Origin of the sequence: Bradyrhizobium sp. 76, from assembly GCF_023073025.1 — a bacterium.
Lineage (GTDB): Bacteria > Pseudomonadota > Alphaproteobacteria > Rhizobiales > Xanthobacteraceae > Bradyrhizobium.
Genome location: NZ_JADPIS010000028.1, coordinates 1 through 18979 on the forward strand (window position 1 = coordinate 1; position 18979 = coordinate 18979).

Sequence of the window (18979 nt, forward strand, 5' to 3'; positions counted from 1 at the left end):
ATGTGGCCGCAGCCTTCGCCCACATTTTCATTTACCGCGACGGCGTCATGCAACGAATGCTGCCAAGTCGTCGGTGACCTTGCGAGTGGTCTCTTGTTGGCCGTTCGGCGAGTGGCAGCATCGCCCCACGAGGTCCGCTTATTGAGGCATGGCGGACAAGATTTGCTCAGGTTGACTTCTTCGCATTTTGACCCGAAGCCGACTTGCGCACCGTTCAAACGGTCGCTCTCGCCTTCATCAAAACGAACAGGTGAGAGCCGGCAGCGATCAGCGAGAAAATGACTATCGTGCACATGCTGCGGCGCATATGTCGACGCCAACCAGATGAAGAGCCGCACGGCCGCCATGAAGGCAATCATCCCCCACATGGCGAGCCATTTTGGGGCGCACCAAGTTGGTTCGCCGTTCGGGCCCCATTGCATAGCAACGCGCTCGCTTTCGATGCGGGGCCCGAGATAAAGGTTCAAGCCGACAACCAACGCAACAGCGAAGCCAAAAACGTAGTCTGCTGGTAGCATGCTCTGCGCCTTCCTAAGCACTGACCGAGAGTATCCAGAGACGGAGAAATCATCCACCTGTTTAGATGGAACCACTCGCGCTTGCTTCCTCATGGTTGCTGCTAAGTTGACGCGACGACGGCTTATGGCCCATCGCTCCGTTGGCGCGGTGTCACCGCATGTCGGCTCACAGGGCAGACCGGAAGTCGTACAGCCGAGCGCTAGACCGCCCATTTTGACCCACCCCAGACATACCGACCGACGCAACAGCTTCAGCCTGTGCTCCTCCTGGCTAGTCTAGCTTGGCATGACGATCGTTGGACGACGAAGTCCGCCGATCCGCCAGCGCAGCTCGTACCGTGTCTGCCATCGGACTCCAAGCAAACCAACCCGAGAAAGCTCGAACGTCGGCGGGCGTCCCGTCCAGCCGGACCTGCTGCCTATGCAAGGCTTCGGAGAAGCTTATGCGCCCCAGCCAAACTCTATAAAACGCCACGATGTCCGTTGAGACGATCACATCGATATCGAAACCGGGATTCTTGAGACAGACCGAAACGTCCGCGCGCTCGATCAGAAGCCAATAGCGCTGGGTCGGCCCACCACCGAAGTCGAACTGGATCACCACGCGGCGTTTCCCTACGGCCTCGATGCGCACGCGGCGACGCATCCACCACAGCAGGACGACGGGATCGAGCTCGTTGGGCCGCGGATCACCGAAAGCCCAGCGCGCTCCCCATCCGCCAAATTGGTCGATAATCGGTTGCAGGTCGCGCCCAGCGGATGTCAGTCGGTATTCAGTCTGCTTGCCCCGTGAGGCACCGCGCCGTTCCAACACGCCGGCTTGCTGCAATCGCCGCAGCCGGCCCGCAAGCAGTGTGCGGGACATGTGAGGAAGACCGCGCTCAAGTTCGTTGAAGTGACTAACGTTGGCAAGCAGCTCGCGGACAATGAGCACGGTCCAACGGTCGGCAAGAATTTCCGCCGCTCGCGCCACGGGACAATATTGGCCGTAACGGTGCATGACTGAGCGTATCACGCCGTGCGGGGGTGCGGAAGTAGTCCGGTCTACGCACTAGTTCAGGGCCCGGCGAGCGGCTTACGCTGCAGCTTCGATTGCCATTGGCGTCGACTAGCTGCAACAGGAGATTTATCATGCCAAACGATAAACCCATCAGACGCGATTTTCTTCTGGCTCTCGCAACGGCACCGTTCGTGGCATTGCTTGGACAGGCGGGCGAGGCGCGCGCGCAAGTAGGCGTAAGCCCAGTCAAAGTCGACACCAGCGGCTTGGTCGCCAAAATCAAGTTCGAGGCGCCGCTTGAAGGCTTCCTCAAGGAGATCAATGGAAAGTACAAGCTCAGAGTCACCGAGTTGACGCTTGCGCCCGGCGGACATGTGGGTGAGCACAATCACGAGGGCCCCGGCATCCGCCAAGTCACCTCCGGCTACATGACTTACGTGTTGCCAGATAAGACTGTAGTTTACGCCCCGGGCGATTTCTTCTTTGAATCTGGGGATATAAACCACACCGTTTTTAACAAGACGGATACACCTATGGTGCACGTGCTCTTCGAAATACTGCCGGTTAACCTGAATGGTCCTTCGCTGATTCCGGTCAGGCATCACTAGAAGTTCGTTCGCTTGTGCCGTGGGCTCGCAATGAGCTTGGCCGCTGCGAGCGGGACTGTTCATCAAATCCCTGGATGGAACATCCGGACCGCTGTCAACGTGCGTCTGAAGCCGGCAGCTCGGCACGCTTCCCACCGCCGTCTCGCGTATCGGTGTGCGCCCGCGGGGTGATTACGGGGGGAGAACTGGCGTAGATTGTCCCAAAAGCAGGACGCGGGCCTCGAAGCCGCGTTTGCACCGGAAGTGACAGGCAGAAGTCTGCACCGTCGCGAATGACCATAAGGTAGCAGGAGGCCAGCTTTTCGAAAGTCGTCACTGTGTTGCCCTCAAGGCTGGCGTGATCTGAGCGTTGCCGGCGGCGCGGTCACCAAGCTCATCTGCGACCTCCTGGTCGCGTCCCGAGACCAGCCATCAACGGCGTTGAAAGCCACGATCCGGACCGCAAAGGCGTACTGAGCCGAGAGAAGGTTGCGGAGCACGCTCTCGCGATCGGTGTCTGCCGAAACAGAAGGCTCCTACAATACCTGTTAGGTAATTGGCCCTGTTCTATTTGTGCCGACAACCAAACCAAACAATCGCGCAACATCCAACGGCCAAATGCAAAGCTGTGAATGGGTTCACTCGGGCAGCGATCAAACGGGGTTAAGGTGATCCGAAAGTTCGTGGTGGAAATATCCTAGTGATGTTCAAATGACGGGGGCAATGATGCCCGCCATATTCGACCTGATCTATCGCGAATACTGCCGCGCTTGCCTCGCTAAAATGCGCAAACAGCTTCTGCTCAGCGGCAAACGTCCTGAACGCCTAGCAACCGATTATGATCGTGCTGATCAGAGTAACGTTGGCACCACCGACACGCAGCAAGAAATCAGTGACGGCAGGTCGAGTTGAATGGCCCGCCTACCAGGCGGCCCTCTCCGCGCCGCAGCAGTGACAGCACTATCGCAATACCGTTCCGGCTAGATCGTTGTTCGGCCGAAGAAATGACGCGATTCGCAGGCGGTTCATTGCTAGTTTTTCCCTACCGGGGCTGGCTAAGTTTTCTTACCTTTGATCTTCACCCGGCCACTTTTAGAGAATGCGAGAGCCGCAGCGATGTACCCGCCGCGGCTCTCGTTTTGGAACAGGCCGATAGGTTCGTGAGACCCATCTGACCACCATGCGTACAGCGTTTGACTTCTGCCTGCCCACCGCCGCAAAGGTGGTGCCGGACGGCCCCGATTGGATCCATGAAATCAAATACGACGGCTATCGCCTCCGCATCGAGCGCAATGGCAGAGCCGTGCGCTTGCTGACGAAGAACGGCCACGACTGGACCAGGCGCTTCCCGTGGATCGTTGCGGCCGCGCTAAAGAACCGCGAGCAGCAATTCGTCGTTGATGGCGAGGCCGTTGTGCTCGGCGTCCACGGCAGCTCCGACTCCAATGCCCTTCACTCGCGCAAGCACGATGACGAGGTGCAGCTCCACGCCTTCGATGTTCTCGCGCTCGGCGGCGAGGATCTGCGGTCGCTCCCGCTCTCGATGCGCAAGACCAAACTAGCAAAATTGCTGCGCAGCCGGCCGGAGGGCATGTTCGTCGCGCCGTTAGAGCCCGGCGCGATCGGGCCTGACCTGTTCGGCGCCTCCTGCCGCATGGGCCTCGAGGGACTGGTCTCGAAGCGAAAAGACCGGCGCTACAGCGCCGGCCGGTCAAGGGACTGGATCAAGGTGAAGAACCGGACCCACCCCGCGATGACGCGGGTTCAAGACAGCTTTCGATGGCGAAAAACGCCAGCAGTTACTGCTTCGCCGAATGACGCCTCGATCCGACAGCGAGTGAATTGTCACGTCGCCGGGAAGTGATGCCAAGGGCCAACAACCGATCACGCAAAAGGCGCGTCAAGGCCGTGCGGCAGTAATACCTATATAACATTTTGCCCTTCCGGAGGGTGCCGCGAGATATGCCCTTTCCCATGCGTGTCGTCGACCAGAACCGCCCTCCCAGCGGAGACACGTCTCATCTCTCCGTCGCTCGTTTCAAACTCGACCTCGCCATCCGACCAAATAGCAAGGAGTCGCCCCGGTGGGTTATGAAAGTCCGCTTCGCGCGCCCCTGCAGGGATATGAACAAAACGAACTCGCGAGGCCTCGTAGAACGCGGAACGCGAGGATTCGTAGTTGGCGGCAGGCGCTCCATTCGGAAACGATCGTGTTAGAGTCGTGGGGATATCAACTTCGCCAAAATGGGATTCGCCATCAGGTGTAGCGAAAATATGCAGGCACTTCATCTTTCCACCTCCATTGTACTTTCGACGTTAGTATGAAGGAGCGAGTTCACTAATCGACTTGGATTCTCCTGCACAAACTTTTTGATTTCATCGACATCAATGAGGGACTTAGTCCCTCCTATCCGAGCGCAAGTGTCGCGAGAAAGCAATGCCGGCGCCGCAGGCAAGTCAAAGGCCATAGGACAGCAGCAGCGCGCCGAGGCCGAAGACGCGCGCGCAGCCCTGGCGGGATCGGAGCTCATTGCACTGACACCCTGGCCGTGCCGCCCACGATCGGGCCGGCGCGGCCGAGATCGACGCAGCGGTCGCCTTGTAACGTCCCTTAGCCTTAGCGTTCGCCTTAGCCTGGCCTTGGGCCTGACGACGGCGCCGTCGCGGGCGTTTGGCGCGGCAAAATGACGCCCGAGTACCGAACGAACGTAGATTACGGTCGCCGCGCAGTGAGATCGCCCGCGGCTATGTCGAAGATGTTGGCAAACTGTGAGGTAGTTTATATCCCTGCATTCTTGGCCCACGCTAATGTGGCAGAGGCTTCTTATTTTAAAGGAGGCATCCAATGCTCGCCGCAATCAAATGGAACTCCCGATATAGCGCTCGCGAATGGGTGATGATGGCTGGGGTGCTCGTCGTCCAACTCCGCGCACTAAATGCAAACCGACAGAACGGTGAAAGCAAGCCAAAGCGACCACTCTGGAAACACTTCGACGACACTCATCATTGGGACTCAACCGCGGAGGAATGGGTCCCCGACAAGATCAGTGATAGTCTAACGTATTATGCGTCTCGCAGGCCGAGTTCCGAGACTTCCTCTCACTAGCGGGCCTATCGAGCGGTGCGGTCGCGCACAAGTAGCTGGATCGGGATGTGCGTGCCTTCGGCCGCTTGATTGCGATCAGCAATTGCTTGGGCCGTTTGCCGGCCGCTTTGGTGAACAATCTGGATAACAAGGTCGGCCATCGCGCGCGTCGAGCAAGACACTTTCATCTGTCACATGCGTCAACTTGCCTGTCTTTCCCGATCGCATTCGCCGCCCGCCCCGCCATCGATGATCAAGGTTGGCGCGTGCCAATCCGTGCAAATGGCATATACTCACAAGCCGGTAGTATTACAGCCTAACGAAAGAATGCCCCCTCGGAACAAATGCAACGCGACGTCCTACGTCAGGAGGACGTCGCGATGCAATTGTGCATCACAACCAGAGGGGAAGTTGCTATGAAGCGACGTTCATTGCTCTTGGCATTGTGTTCTTCCGCCTTCATCTCTGCACCGGCACTGGCCGATGAGGTCAAGCAGGAGGCCGAAAAATTAGCCGTCGCCTACACCGACTGCGTCTCCAAGAAAGACGCGGCCTGTGTCGCTGCGCTCTATACAAAGGACGGCGTCCAGATCAACCCGGGCGGTGTGTTTTCCGATCTCAAGACCGAATACGAAAACAACTTCAAGAACGGCACCGATCATATCGAGATCAGAGTCGGCAACATGTCGGTCATCAACAACGATCTGGTCGTTGCCAACGGCGAGACCGACATCTTCGGTAAGGACCCTAAGAGCGGCGACGCCACCAAGGTCACAGTCTTCTGGGGCGCCATCGACATACGTGAAGGCGGCGCTTTAAAAATCCGCCAGTTGACCGTCGGCATGAAGCCGCCTCCAGCTAAGGAAGCCAGCGCCGAGAAGAAGTAGGACGTCATCATGTCGTAAGTCACCACGCGCCCATCCTCTTTGAGGGTGGGCGTTTGATCTTGCTGCACGTGGGTCCGAAAGCGAATAAGTTGCCTCGAAATGCACACCGCTCGCGCGATGTCTGCAAGTGGCCCATCCACGAAGTGGCAGCACGTCTCATTGAGGTCCGTTCCATGGAGCTTAGCGGACTGAATATGCTCGCGTTGAGTTTTTCGCCTTTGAACCCGCACCGCACATCGCGCGGCTGGCAGGCGTACTCGAGAATCTGTGGCAGAGATCATGGCCGGACGGCCCCAATGTGTTAGTTTGGGGCGAGTGATAGGTTGTCTCTAGGCTTTGCGGAGGCATCAGACATGAAGCGGCGCGAGTTCATAACGGCACTCGGCGGCGCTGCGGTGTGGCCGCTGGCGGCTCAAGCGCAGCAATCTAAAAAGATTTACCGTATTGGATATCTGACGGCTAATCTGAGCAGCTATCCTTGGGTAAACGGCTTCGTTCGCGAATTAAGTGATCGCGGCTATTCAGAGGGCAACAATCTCACCATCGAATGGCGGGAGGCAAAAGGACATTCGGAACTTCTGCCCGGGATGGCTGCCGATCTCGTCCGGCAGAATGTCGACGTGATCGTGGCTGTGGGAAATTACCCCGGACTTTTGGTCCAGAAGATTACTGCGACAATTCCCATTGTCGTGCTCTCGAGCCGCGGCGGCGTTGAAACCAAATTATACTCGTCTCTTTCACATCCTGGCGGGAACCTTACGGGTATCGACAATCTCTCGCCTGCTCGCGATGTCAAACGTGTCGAGTTCTTGAAAGAAATTGTTCCAAAACTCTCGCGGTTGGCAGTTCTTTACAATCCGCTTCCCTCCTACGCCAGCAATCATCTCAACAGTATTTCTTCGGGATTTAAAAAATTGGAAATTGAAGCGCAGCCGTTTGAAGTTCGTTCACCGCCGGAATTTGAGGTCGCGTTTGCTTCAATCCTGCGCAAAAGGCAGGATACGATGATTGATGCGATGACTACCGTCACCGATCCGATGTTCGTCTTTGATCGCAAGAGGATTGTCGACTTCGGAATAGAAAACAAAATTCCGAACGCCCATGAATATCGAGAATGGGTGCAGAGCGGCGGACTGCTTGCCTTTGGTCCGACAATTGATGGAATATGGCGTCGGGGCGCATATTTCGTCGAGAAGATCCTCAACGGGGCAAAGCCAAGTGATTTGCCCGTCGAAGGGCCGAGCGAATTTCATCTTGCGATCAACCTCAAAGCTGCCAAAGATATGGGCCTATCTGTTCCTCAGCATTTGGTCGCGAGGGCTGACGAGTTGATTAAAGCGGACGTGCGCTAAGTGCTCAGCGATGTCCGCTAATGACCACCCATTGCAGACCTCCGGGTTGAGGACCGGGAGCATTCCGATGTTCTCGAAGGTCAAGGCGCTCGGCATCGATCTCCCTGCGACGCTGCTCGGCCGCGCCAACGAGGTGATTGGATAACGATCTTCTGCGCTGCACGAGTCTGCAGTTGGCCCACCGCGACAAAACTAGCATCCGTCTAAATGTCGGCTATCAAGTGATGGCCGGAAGTGTCGCTCGTCGGCCAAATCGACGACATCGTTGGAAATCCTCTTTTTCTGGCAGCCAAAGAGCGGAAAGCCGCTGGCATTGATGCTCCTAGAATGGAATAATCTGTCCATACAGGCGATGATTTGAGCCGGCCCGCATCGGCTGGCGCATGGATTGAGCGAATGACCGCGCCTCCTCCGGACGCCGTGGCCGACCTCCACAAGCTGATTGCCGATCTCGAGCAACGGCTTGGTTCCAGTTTTGCAGCGCATGATGCGGCAACTGCACGGGCCGCGGCGATGGATGCCGAAAATGCCCGTCTGCGCGACGAACTCGCCAATTTGCAGGAGAGGCAGAATGCCAGTGCCGACATCCTCCGCACTATTGCCAGCGCCTCCGGTGATGCCGAAAGCGGACTTCAGCAGATTGCGGAAGCTACCGCGCGCCTCTTCCATGGTGCGAGCGTTGCTATCCGCATCGCCGCGGGCAGCGAGTGGGGTCTTTCAGTCAGCTTTGGCTCCGGTATCGAGCGCATCACCGCATTGGTACCGGAGGAGCAGCGCCGCCCAGGAGGCCGAAACCTGCCCGCGGTAGTTTTCCGGGAGAATCGACAAATCCATATTCCCGACATCGATAATATCGATGCTGATATGGCAGACTGGCCCGTGACATTGGCCCGCTCGGTGGGCATTCGAACCGTGGCCGGTACGCCACTACGGCGCGACGGCAAAGCGATCGGAGCACTCGTCGTCCAACGCGATCGGCTCGAGCCCTTTACTTCAGACGAACTGGTGCTGCAACAAAGCTTCGCCGACCAGGCCGTGATCGCCATAGAAAACGCGCGGCTGTTCAACGAAACGAAGGAGGCGCTTGAGCGGCAAACCGCTACAGCCGAAGTTCTTGAGGTCATCTCGTCCTCGCCCGGCGATCTTAAACCGGTGTTTGAGCAGATGCTGGCCAAGGCCATGCGCCTCTGCGAGGCGGACTGCGGCTTCATCTACCAGATGGAGCAAGGCGCAATGCGGGCAGTTGCCGAAGCGGGTGTTCCGGCTGCCTTTGCTGAATACCGACGGCAAAACTTGCATACGGGAGGCGCGGCAACTCCAGCCGACGAGATGCGCACAACCAGGAAGCCGGCTCACGTCTATAATGCTCAGGAAAGCGAAGCTTACCGCAGTGGTAATCCTAATGCAGTCGCCGGTGTCGAGTTGGGCGGCGCGCGCACCGTGTTGTATGTGCCCATGATTAGGAACGAGGACATCGTCGGCGTAATCAACGTCTATCGCCGGGAGGTTAGGCCATTCACCGAGGAGCAAATCTGGCTGCTTGAGAACTTCGCCGGCCAGGCCGTCGTTGCGATCGAAAATGCACGACTTTTCAATGAGACCAGGCAAGCGCTGGAGCAGCAGACTGCGACATCGGAGGTGCTCAGCATAATCAGCCGCTCAGGTGGGGATCTGGTACCGGTCTTTGATGCCATACTTGGCAAAGCGATGCAGCTTTGCGACGCGAATTTCGGTGTGCTCAACAGCTATGATGGGCACCGTTTTCATACCGCGGCCACATTCGGCTTGCCTTCAGCTTACGATGAGTACCGCCGGAAGCAGCCACTTGACTACGGTCCTGACACCGCTCCAGCGCGTCTGTTGAAAGGCGAACGTTCGGTAGGCATCGCTGACCTCGCCAAATCCAAAGCTTACCTCGACGGTGAACGTAATCGTCGCGCCTTGGTTGAGCTGGGTGGCGCGCAGTGTGTATTGGCAGTTCCCTTGCTGAAAGACGGCAGCGTAGTCGGGAATGTCATGATCTTCCGGCAGGAGAATAGCCCTTTTACTGAGAAGCAAACAGCCTTACTGGAGCAGTTCGCCGCGCAGGCGGTCATTGCCATCGAGAATACAAGACTTCTCAGCGAATTGCGTCAGCGCACCGCCGATCTGTCGAGATCATTGGATGAGCTGCGAACCGCGCAAGACCGCCTGGTGCAAACAGAAAAACTTGCTTCTCTCGGTCAACTTACCGCCGGAATCGCCCACGAGATCAAGAATCCTCTCAACTTCGTCAATAATTTTGCTGCGCTCTCGGCGGAATTGACCACCGAACTCAAGGAGGCCCTGGCTCCGGCTCCTCTCGACCATAAGATGCGCAGCGAGGTTGACGAACTTACGTTGATGCTGAAGTCAAACCTCGAAAAGGTGGTACAGCACGGCAAGCGCGCCGATTCGATCGTCAAGAACATGCTGCTGCACTCGCGAGAAGGCTCAGGAGAGCATCGGCCTGCCGATATCAATGCACTGGTCGATGAAAGTCTCAACCTTGCTTATCACGGCGCCCGTGCCGAGAAACCGCAGTTCAATGTGACCTTGCAGCGCGACTTCGATCCGCGCGCCGGAATGGTCGAGGTGTTTCCCCAGGAAATCACCCGCGTTCTGCTCAACTTGATCTCGAACGGGCTCCATGCGGTGGCCAGTCGTGTGGCGAGCAATAGCAGTGGCGACTTCGAACCACTGGTCACCGCCTGCACACGCGCAAACGAGGAACAAGTCGAAATACGCATTCGCGACAATGGCACCGGTATCCCACCGGAGGTGAAGGAAAAGATTTTCAATCCATTCTTCACGACCAAACCGGCCGGGGAAGGTACAGGGCTCGGCCTCTCGATCGCCCATGACATCATTGTTAAACAGCATGGTGGCCGAATTGAAGTCACAAGCGAGCCGCAGCAGTTTACAGAGTTCGTGGTCATCTTGCCGCGTCATGGGAGCAATAACCCATCTGGAGGCGCGTCGTGAGCACCTACATCGTTGTCGTGGACGACGAGCCCGATGTCGAGAGCATGTTCCGGCAGCAATTCCGTCGCGACCTGCGGGCGGGGCGGTTTCTCATGGAATTTGCTCTGTCTGCTCCTGCGGCTCTTGAGCAGGTGAAGGCGATACCAGATCCGTCACTAATCCTCATACTGTCGGACATCAACATGCCAGGCATGAGCGGACTTGAAATGCTTCCAAAGGTAAGAGAAGCACGTCCTAACGTGCCCGTCATCATGATTACTGCTTATGGGGACGATGCAACCGTGAAGCGCGCAAGAGAACTTGGCGCCGCTGGATTGCTATCCAAGCCAATAGATTTTGGACTGTTGCGTCAGGAAATTGATCAACGGCTGGAAGGGACTGCTTAGTCTGCTGATGGCCCGAAGCCGACAAGCTCCGTTGGGCGCCTTGATGTCCGCAATTGGGGGTAAGCCAGACGCCGGTTTGATCGCGCCCACCGACGCGATTGACCCTGAGCAGACCTTTGTTGGGTGCTGTCCGGTTAGAATAAAGCAAGGATAAATTAGGACACCTGCCCGATACAGATGCCACTGTGCTCAATCAGAGGATGAGGGTCATGTGGTTGCTTGTGGCTTTCATGGTCGTGGTCGTTAGCGGGCTAAACTTCATCATCGAAAAATCGTCCATGACGAAAATGATGAAAGCGGCCACTCGCTTGGCGGTCCTCGCCGCGGCGCTGGCAACCACCTTCTATTTGATCGCCTAGCCGAGGAGCCGCCTGAACCTACGTCATGTCGGTCAGCATGGGAAACCGGGCGGAGTCATCATTAGCTCAGAGTGTCGCGAGGTCTGCTTCCTGAAGTTCACCGGAACAGGGCGTGAAAGTTTTCCGAGGCACCCTTTTGACCCGAAGCGGACCACCAGCATCTAGCCAAGAGGCGGGTGCATTCTATGCCATTTTGCACGCGCGGTTTCTTCTGATCCGCCGCGTCGTACTTCATCTTCTCTGAAATGTTTCCAATACCGGCGGGTGCAATATGTCCCGCACAGCAAAAGGAAGACGAAAAGCAGGACAAGCGGAAGAATGACGCTTTTCGCGAACTCGGTTGGATCGAAAATCTTCAGAAAGAAAATCAGGGCGAGACATACAACTCCAGCAACCGCAAAGCCTCGCACTCGAAATCGCCAAACTCGGACTTCGTCTGAAACAGTCATCCTGTTCCTTCAGGATACATACGCTCTCGCGGTTTAACCGGCTCTGCGGCTTTCGTCTTCGAATGGCGGACGACTGAGATGTCTCGTGAGACGCCCCTCATTACCCCATCCGTATCGCTTAGCGAACGGAATGTATACAAGGCAGGCTAAGCCTAAGGCTATCAGTACCACGACGAGGCTGAGGCCGAGAAACATGTACGCGCTTGACGTGCCCGCGACGACGAGACCGAGCATAAGGGTGGAACGAATGCTGAAAGGCGACATGGCCGCTAAAGTAGCACGACGACCTCTCAGTAGGCAGCTCTCTGCCGATTAGGGTTTGCAGACCATTAAGTCAGCTTCTGGCCCGAAGCCGCCTTGAAGAAAGGGGCAGAGCATGTCCGCTCTGCCCAGCTAGTTCAGACGTCGACTTGCTCTGCTATTGCAAGCGCATCGTCGACTTCAATTCCTAGGTATCGGACGGTGCTCTCGATTTTGGTGTGCCCCAGCAGCAGCTGCACCGCTCGCAAGTTGCCCGTGCGCCGATAGATAAGGGTCGCTTTTGTTCGACGGAGCGAATGCGTTCCGAACAGATGAGGATCCAACCCTATACCGGCCAGCCAGCCCGATAATAAACGCGCATATTGCCGAGTGGTCAGGCTGCACCCGGGGCCTCTACAGCCGGTGAACAGACGATCGCCAGGCTTCTTGCCGGTTGCCCTCAGGTAGTCATCGATCGCTTGACGGGTAGACTCTGTAAGTTCGAACTTGACCGGCCGTCCAGTTTTCTTCTGGCGGACGCTTGCTCTATCGGCCGCATACCCGCTTGATGCCACGTCATCGACTTTCAGGCCCACCACGTCGCACCCACGAAGCTTGCTGTCGATTGCGATGTTGAACAACGCCAGATCACGGATTCGTCCCTCAACCTGGAGCTTCGTCCGGATAGACCAAACGTGCTTCGGCCGGAGTGGCGGCTTAGCGCCAACGACCTTACCCTTGTTCCACGGGACGCGCTTTTGGACGTTCTCTGCAGCATTTGAGACATCGGTCATGATGACCTCCTCAGTTGATGAGGTTGGTCACTTTCGAACTCTCTTACGTCGGCTTTCGGACCATAGGAGGCGTACTTAGGTCCAATTCGATGGACTAGAGGTCGCAATTTGCCCCCTATCGGACTTCGATTGAATTCGGACGCACTTCGTTACCGAGTCTTAGTCACTTGTGTCTGACAAGTAAGAGCTGCATGCGGGTAAACTCTGGACCGTCTCGGTGGAAGTACAAACGACTAGAAACCTCCTGAAGACTATCGGCTTTGCGTTTGGACTATTTTGCCTCCTCATCGCTTATGCTTCAGGCATTCGACTTTGGGAACATTTGCTATTGGTTCGATCGGCCGCGCCTCAGCTGAACATCGCGCTCGACATTGGCGGCAATGTTCTGCTGTTGATCATGAGCGCCTTCGGGGTGCTGGCAGTATCTCTCATCGCGCGAAGGGGATTGGACGGGATCGTACGCAACTGGCCATACGTACTTCTCGGCATCTTGGTTGCGGTATTTTGTGCAACCATCGCCGTAGCGTTGGGCGCTCGACGAATGACTTGGGTTCTTCCCGCAGCCGGACTTTGGGGCCTGATTGGGCTATGGGCAGGTTGGAGCGTTCTAAGGCAGCACGGATTGCCGATCAGTGCGCGAGTTTCAGATGTCTCTGCGGCCAGGAGGCAGAACGAGCCGAAGCAATGACGAGGCATTCCGAACGTCCGGTTAGGCCCAATCTGCGACCTCGGAGGCGATCCACTCTTGGGCAGGTGTTGACGGCAAACCGGACATGGCTCCCGTCGCTTTAATGACTACACGCCTTGCTTAGAGGCCGCGCGGCGCTGGGCGCGTGCTCGCTTGAGAGCAGCGTCAATGCCGCACAATCGGCGCCTCGCGAAGCGCGTTGGCGCCGATCTGCTTGAGCCCGTCGACCGAGGTCTCGCCCTTGCTGGCGGCTTCGAGGATTATGGAGGCCACATAGGTGCGGGCGGCGGTCTCGTTGCGGGATACGCCGTCGCTCACCTCGTCGAGAACGGCGCGCAAAAGCGCGTGGTTTCAGCATCGAACATTGGAGGTCTCCCCCAGCGCGAAAGCAGAATTCTGCCTGAACCCTGCAAGCCGGGGATTCACGCAAGTTACGATCAACGGAAAATTCTGCGAAAGGACGTGGTGGAATGAGCGTGGCCCCGCCTTTTGGGGCTGGGGGGTGTGAGGGCGGAGCCACGCAGGCCGCGCATTCGCGCGGGCCCGCCACATCAACGGTGTCCGGCCGAGCCCGTTCCATGCTCGACACCAAGACCGCGCGCAGCTCGAACGCCTACGGCTCCGGAGGGCGCAGCGGGCCGTCCGCCCACTTGCGGGCGGCGGGGTCGCGCAGCGGGTCATCGTTGCAATTGGTGCAGACGTACCGCGGCGGCCGTTCTGAAGCTTCCTCGGACACAGCTTTCATCGGCTTGCCGCACGCCGGGCACGCCTTCCGGATCGGATCGCGTCCTCGTCCGCCGGCACCTCGACAACGTATTGGTCGAAGCCCTCCACTTTCCGCTGCGCTCGGTACTCACGCTTTTTCTCGGCCGCCCGGAAGACCTTCTTCTTCTGGCTAGTGATGCGAGCATAGGCCTTGATCGGCTCCAGCCCCCATTCCGCGACCATTTCATTGAATTCAGATTCGTCAAATGAGTCGGATTCCGAGCTTTCAGCGGTGTCGTGATTGTTTCCAGAGGTGGTGTTGGCGGTGTGCGCTGTCATTGAAAGGACTAGTCGCGAGACCAGTCTCCCTACGCTTGGCCACCGAAACGCCCGTCGCGGCGCGCGTGCAAAAATGCCGCGCGTCGATTGACGTGCCGGGGCTGGTTTCAAATGATTTCCGGGGGTGCGCGTAGCCGTTTTGCCAGGATGAAGGCCAAAATCGGAGAGGCCTTTCACCGCCTTCAGTCACGGAGTGACTCTGGGTCGGAAACTTCCGGCGGGACTCTCCGTGACCCGCGCGACCGCCCTCAGGAGCGGTGGACCCGTCATAAGTAGGTCGGCAGCCTCAACAAGCCAACCTCTCAAGCTCCCGTATGGTTAAGGCGTAGCAATTTGTGACTTCCACAGACGTTGGAAGCAATTTCGGCCGCTGAGCCGCCCCGCGGCTTCTCGGACTGGTCCCCGGACCAGTCCTAACGCTGAACGCGATATGTTGATGACACCGCACACCGTATCTTATCGCTCAAATGCAGGGATTGCAGCCCCGTCGCTCTGACCGGCACATGACCCTAAGACTAAAGACAAGTCCGCGGACAAGTCTCAATGCTCAGTCGCATCTGTGTTTCTTGCCTGCGCTTTTTGCAATTCCGGAAGCGGACCCTTCCTAACGCAAAAGCGGCTGCTCCTATTGGCCGAGCCGCGGCGCTCTTCGGCCTCACGGCTCCTCCAAAATAAAATTTTCGCGCGGCTTTCCGCGAGCCACTGAATTTCTCCTGACTTGGTCGAACGGTGTCAACAAATTTGCCCAGTCCGTGCGATTTTGCAGCAACCGATGCATCGGGCATAATCTATCCACGCAACGCTCATGAGCTGAGCAAACAGGAGAGAAGAGTGGAACGGCGCGCGGTCGACACTGAGGGTGACTTGGGGAGCCCGGATTCCACTTCGGTCGAAGCGCGTCAGCATTTTGCGCCAGTTTGCCGCCCGTATGGCTTTCCCAGACTGCAGCGCCCCAAGCACACTACCCATGGCTCGCCGCGGCCAGATAATGCGTCAGACCCCGCCTCCAACCTTCCGCAGGCAGCCGAACATCCGGACGCTTCTTCGTGCGCCAGCAAGGCCCCCGACCCTACGTCCGGCGAAACATTGCTGTTGTCCACTCCCTTCGATGGCTCACCTGCTGCAGGCGGCGGCGCTCGAATGGATGCTTTTAGGCTGGTCCCTCTTGCTGACATCTCGACGGCCCATCGGCACCGTGGCGTCGTTGACGAATTCACCCCGGTCATGGTCGAGTCTATGTCAACCCTCGGCGTCATCCAGCCTCCGGCTGTCCGGCCCGACGCCCGAAATCCTGGTAAATTCCTACTCGTCGCGGGGATGCAGCGGGTCAATGCGGCTCGCGTTCGTGGTGTAGACACCATCCTTTGCCGCGTCGTTCCACTCTCAGATCTGGAGGCAGAGCTGTGGGACATCGACGAGAACCTCGTTCGTGCGGCGCTGAGCCCTGCTGAAGAAGCGATTCTTCTCTCCCGTCGACGCGGGCTCCATGAGCAAATGTACGGAAAGAGCAAGGCGCGTGGCGCCGCCGCTGCAAACGTGGCAATGGGACGCAATAACGCAACCGCCAAATTGGCGGTTGCGTCGTTTTCCGCCGACACTGCCAAGCGGACCGGTAAGTCCGAGCGCGCAATCCAGCGCATCGTTCAAAGGGCCACTCAGAACGGGCACATCAATCTAGCGCGGGTCGCGGGAACCAGTCTCGACCACGGCGCAGAGCTTGATGCATTGCCTCTGCTGCCCCCTGCTACCCAAGAAAATCTCATTCAGCAGGCGACGGCGGGTGCCGAGGTCTCTGCCGTGCAGGCATGGAAGGAATCGAATGAGCCAGCCGGGGAAGCAGGGACGGATGCTGCGCCGCACTTAGAACTGCAGTCTTCCGACGCCATCGAAGGTACGGACGACCTGCTGGGTTTGGCTGCGCTGAAATTAGCGTGGTCCGACGCGTCGACTTCTGCACGCGAGGCGTTCCTCTTGTGGATCAAATCTAATAGTTAGACAAAACCTGGTCAGCAGGACACCGCAATCGATCGGAGTTTTCCAGCACTTCTTACCAGCCCCAAGCGAGCGATTTCAGCTGAGCTTAAGCCGGCTTTGGTCCGGCAAAAGCGTCTCGGGCTTCGGAGAACGTGAGGGGTTGACCCCGCGCAATCTTCGCTTTCGTTCGCGCCCCCGGCCGCACTCTTCCGAGCGCTCGTTCGGAGATGGCCAATGGCCGGCGATTGTGACTGGACTTCCAGCCCTGGCTTTTCCTGCCGTAGTGCGACGCCGAGGTCTCGGCCGATGCATGACCCATGATCGAGGCAATTTCGAAAGCCGTATAACCAGCGCGCGCGAGGTTAGCGCGCCCTTGGGCTCGCGTCGACTTCAAGGTTATGCCCTTTGCCCAGGAAACACCCTGCCGCAATCGCCGCAATGCGGCGCCATAGCGCCGTACGAGCTTTGACCGGTCGCCTCCAACCTTCTGCAAATCCTCTCGAAGCAACGTGAGCAGATCACGGACTTCCTCCAGATCGAAATCGGTGAAGGCGTCCTTCAGGCCTAGGTTTCGGATCTCTCCGACACCCCTTCCATTCGTACACTTTGCTGCTCGAATTGAGAGCCATCTCCCCGTCATGATACCGCCGATGAGTTCGCATGGACGCGTGACTAGGTCTGGACCGTATTCCATCATGGCGCCAACGATGACGTAGGTGCGCGTCTTCTTGGCATAGGACATAAAGGCCAGGGTGCTGAAGGATACTGCCCGTACGTGCTTTCGCGACTGAGCGGACGTACGTTTTTCGGGCACACATGTGCCGATAGAGGCCGTCCCATCTTCCGGCGTCAGCCGAGCAACGAGCTTCTGGATGCCCTCTTCATCCAGCACGCCCTCCGCAAAAAGGTCGCGGATCCGCTGCAGAACAGTGGCCCGATAAAGATAGTAAGAAGCCTTCGCCAGTGACTTGGCACGTGCGCGCAAGTCCTCGACAACATCGGCGATGCCCACAGGTGACCCGCGCTTGCGGGCAAGGGTGCGCTCCATACCGTCGCAGCGCTTCCGGTAATCCGCCTCGGTCCCATCTGTCCGCGAGCGCAATCTACCTGCGAAATCAGGCCTCTGAAGCTGGGTTGGCAGAGATCGCATATCGGGACCGGGGGCTATATTACAGCTGCATCCCCAGAGTATGAAAACAGAATGCGCAAGCGGCAACCCGAATGGCGAGCCGTCGAACACGACGATCCTCGCCACGGGATCTTGGTGGGCCGGACTACCAAGCCTGGCCGATCGCACTGCATTTGGCGGACAAGTTACCGGCGAATTACCGGTAACTTACCGTGCGATAGCATTTCAACGCGGCTTAGCTTCCCAAAAGCGGGAGTTCTTCCGGGCCGCGGTGCACCGGATAAGGGCCCTTGGGCTCGAGGCTCGAGGGTTGCAGTCATCCCGGCTTGGGCAGGTCCGTTCGGAAGCCGCATATGAGCAGATGATCCCAGCCAGACCCCCGGTTCCTGGTGCGGTATTCCGGCTCGATCTGCAGGGCGGCAGCCCGGCCGTGCCGGTGGTGGTGATAGCCGGGACTCCGCCATTGCGCTGGTTGAGGTTGGCGGTTTGGCTGCAGGCCGGCCTATTGGCTCCACACTCTTCGGCTAGAGCTTTGCCTGCGCTTATGAGCGAGGGCGATTGATAAGGCTCGAGCACTCCTCGCAACTTGATGGCAAACAGCCTGTCGCCCCTACGCACATTATCGCGCGGTTGGAAAATGACCTCTGATAACCCCCCGAAGCTTCTGCGATCGCTCACACTGACCCATGCTGTCCTTTATGGACTGGGTGTCACGATCGGGGCCGGAATCTACGTCTGGTGGGCGCAGCCGCTGCACGTAGCGGCATGCACGCTCCTCTGGCGTTTCTGGCTGCAGCGGTCGTGATGGGCATGACAGCTGGGACCTTTGCCGAACTCGGCACACGGCTGCCGGTCGCGGCGAGCGAGGCCGCCTATGTGCAGGCTGCCTTCCATTGGAAACGGTTTGGCGCTGCTACAGGGCTATTGGTCGTCGCTGCAGCGACGATTTCCGGCGCCACGATCACCGTCGGGAGCGCCGGCTACATTGGGGTCTTCCGACCGCTTCCGGGGGCTTGGATCATCGCTGGCGTCGTGCTGGCGATGGGGGCCGTCGCTTGCCTCTCGGCGGTCCAGTCCATCAGCTTCGCCGGCGTGATGACGATCGTGGAGATCGGAGGCTTGCTTCTCATCCTCGTGGCTGGCTTGTTCGAGGGTGGCTGGTGTCGCGGCTGCCCGAAATGTGGCCCGCTATTGCGGACTTCGGCGCTTGGACCGGGGTCGCGCGGACCTCGTTCCTTGCCGTATTCGCTTTCATCGGCTTCGAACACCTCGTTAATATCTCGGAGGAGGTAAAAAATCCTCGCCGGACCCTCCCGACGGCCCTCTTCATCACGCTAGGCGCGACGGCGGTTCTCTATACCGCGGTCGTCTGGATAGCCGTTACGGCTGTGACGTCGGACGAACTCGCCCACTCCCCTGCTCCGCTGGCGCTGGTTTTCAGCGACTGACCGGACTTCCTCCCCAGATTCTGGGGGCGATTGCAG

18 protein-coding genes and 1 pseudogene are annotated in these 18979 nt (G+C 58.1%); 12 read left to right on the forward strand and 7 right to left on the reverse strand.

Annotation, left to right across the window (positions count from 1 at the left end; genetic code table 11):
* Together IVB48_RS07635 and IVB48_RS07640 are read right to left on the reverse strand one after the other, a co-directional pair.
* Window positions 1–518, reverse strand: a 518-nt coding sequence (locus IVB48_RS07635; protein WP_247399083.1) for a DUF1648 domain-containing protein, incomplete at its 3' end; no start/stop codon positions are given.
* Between the two features lie 271 nt (window positions 519–789).
* A complete protein-coding gene (locus tag IVB48_RS07640) occupies window positions 790–1518 on the reverse strand; it encodes a helix-turn-helix domain-containing protein (protein ID WP_247399085.1) in 729 nt (242 codons plus the stop codon).
* Window positions 1519–1649: 131 nt separating this feature from the next.
* Between IVB48_RS07640 and IVB48_RS07645 the strand changes: the two genes are divergently transcribed.
* On the forward strand, window positions 1650–2126 hold the full coding sequence (locus IVB48_RS07645) for a cupin domain-containing protein (RefSeq protein WP_247399087.1): 477 nt from the start codon (window positions 1650–1652) through the stop codon (window positions 2124–2126).
* 312 nt (window positions 2127–2438) lie between these two features.
* On the opposite strand, the pseudogene IVB48_RS07650 reads toward IVB48_RS07645, so the two are convergent.
* A pseudogene (locus tag IVB48_RS07650) lies at window positions 2439–2623 on the reverse strand (hypothetical protein); the annotation flags it as partial.
* A gap of 193 nt (window positions 2624–2816) precedes the next feature.
* Between IVB48_RS07650 and IVB48_RS07655 the strand changes: the two are divergent.
* From IVB48_RS07655 to IVB48_RS07685, 8 genes are all read left to right on the forward strand, one after another.
* On the forward strand, window positions 2817–3017 hold the full coding sequence (locus IVB48_RS07655) for a hypothetical protein (RefSeq protein WP_247399088.1): 201 nt from the start codon (window positions 2817–2819) through the stop codon (window positions 3015–3017).
* A 268-nt stretch (window positions 3018–3285) separates the two neighbouring features.
* Window positions 3286–3969: an RNA ligase family protein gene (locus IVB48_RS07660; protein WP_247399091.1), complete on the forward strand. Its 684-nt coding sequence runs from the start codon at window positions 3286–3288 to the stop codon at window positions 3967–3969.
* Between the two features lie 1637 nt (window positions 3970–5606).
* A complete protein-coding gene (locus tag IVB48_RS07665; RefSeq protein ID WP_247289169.1) occupies window positions 5607–6077 on the forward strand; it encodes a nuclear transport factor 2 family protein in 471 nt (156 codons plus the stop codon).
* A gap of 353 nt (window positions 6078–6430) precedes the next feature.
* Window positions 6431–7429, forward strand: a complete 999-nt coding sequence (locus IVB48_RS07670) for an ABC transporter substrate-binding protein (RefSeq protein WP_247399094.1) — start codon at window positions 6431–6433, stop codon at window positions 7427–7429.
* A gap of 10 nt (window positions 7430–7439) precedes the next feature.
* Complete coding sequence (locus IVB48_RS41145) at window positions 7440–7574, forward strand: hypothetical protein (protein WP_256468876.1); 135 nt, start codon at window positions 7440–7442, stop codon at window positions 7572–7574.
* A 251-nt stretch (window positions 7575–7825) separates the two neighbouring features.
* On the forward strand, window positions 7826–10432 hold the full coding sequence (locus IVB48_RS07675) for a GAF domain-containing protein (protein WP_247399097.1): 2607 nt from the start codon (window positions 7826–7828) through the stop codon (window positions 10430–10432).
* Window positions 10429–10818 carry a response regulator gene (locus IVB48_RS07680; RefSeq protein WP_247399099.1) on the forward strand — a complete coding sequence of 130 codons (390 nt, stop codon included), beginning with the start codon at window positions 10429–10431 and terminating at the stop codon, window positions 10816–10818. The genes IVB48_RS07675 and IVB48_RS07680 overlap by 4 nt, the downstream gene beginning before the upstream one ends.
* A 209-nt stretch (window positions 10819–11027) precedes the next feature.
* Entirely contained in the window at window positions 11028–11177 is a 150-nt protein-coding gene (locus IVB48_RS07685) for a hypothetical protein (RefSeq protein ID WP_247395406.1), read from the forward strand.
* Window positions 11178–12024: 847 nt separating this feature from the next.
* On the opposite strand, the gene IVB48_RS07690 is transcribed toward IVB48_RS07685, so the two are convergent.
* Window positions 12025–12660, reverse strand: a complete 636-nt coding sequence (locus tag IVB48_RS07690; protein ID WP_247399102.1) for a tyrosine-type recombinase/integrase — start codon at window positions 12658–12660, stop codon at window positions 12025–12027.
* A gap of 217 nt (window positions 12661–12877) precedes the next feature.
* Between IVB48_RS07690 and IVB48_RS07695 the strand changes: the two genes are divergently transcribed.
* On the forward strand, window positions 12878–13348 hold the full coding sequence (locus tag IVB48_RS07695; protein WP_247399105.1) for a hypothetical protein: 471 nt from the start codon (window positions 12878–12880) through the stop codon (window positions 13346–13348).
* Between the two features lie 165 nt (window positions 13349–13513).
* Here the strand turns inward: IVB48_RS07695 and IVB48_RS07700 are convergent, their stop codons facing one another.
* Together IVB48_RS07700 and IVB48_RS07705 are read right to left on the reverse strand one after the other, a co-directional pair.
* Window positions 13514–13687 (reverse strand): hypothetical protein, encoded by a 174-nt coding sequence (locus IVB48_RS07700; RefSeq protein ID WP_247399109.1) that lies wholly within the window; start codon window positions 13685–13687, stop codon window positions 13514–13516.
* A 402-nt stretch (window positions 13688–14089) separates the two neighbouring features.
* The gene (locus IVB48_RS07705) at window positions 14090–14392 is read right to left on the reverse strand and encodes a hypothetical protein (RefSeq protein ID WP_247399112.1); all 303 of its coding nucleotides are present in this window, start codon (window positions 14390–14392) and stop codon (window positions 14090–14092) included.
* 1140 nt (window positions 14393–15532) lie between these two features.
* Between IVB48_RS07705 and IVB48_RS07710 the strand changes: the two genes are divergently transcribed.
* On the forward strand, window positions 15533–16387 hold the full coding sequence (locus IVB48_RS07710; RefSeq protein ID WP_247399115.1) for a ParB N-terminal domain-containing protein: 855 nt from the start codon (window positions 15533–15535) through the stop codon (window positions 16385–16387).
* 85 nt (window positions 16388–16472) lie between these two features.
* Here the strand turns inward: IVB48_RS07710 and IVB48_RS07715 are convergent, their stop codons facing one another.
* Window positions 16473–17414, reverse strand: a complete 942-nt coding sequence (locus IVB48_RS07715) for a hypothetical protein (protein ID WP_247399118.1) — start codon at window positions 17412–17414, stop codon at window positions 16473–16475.
* A gap of 1241 nt (window positions 17415–18655) precedes the next feature.
* On the opposite strand from IVB48_RS07715, the gene IVB48_RS07720 reads away from it, so the two are divergent.
* The gene (locus IVB48_RS07720; protein WP_247399121.1) at window positions 18656–18943 is read left to right on the forward strand and encodes an amino acid permease; all 288 of its coding nucleotides are present in this window, start codon (window positions 18656–18658) and stop codon (window positions 18941–18943) included.
* The last annotated feature ends 36 nt before the right edge of the window (window positions 18944–18979 follow it).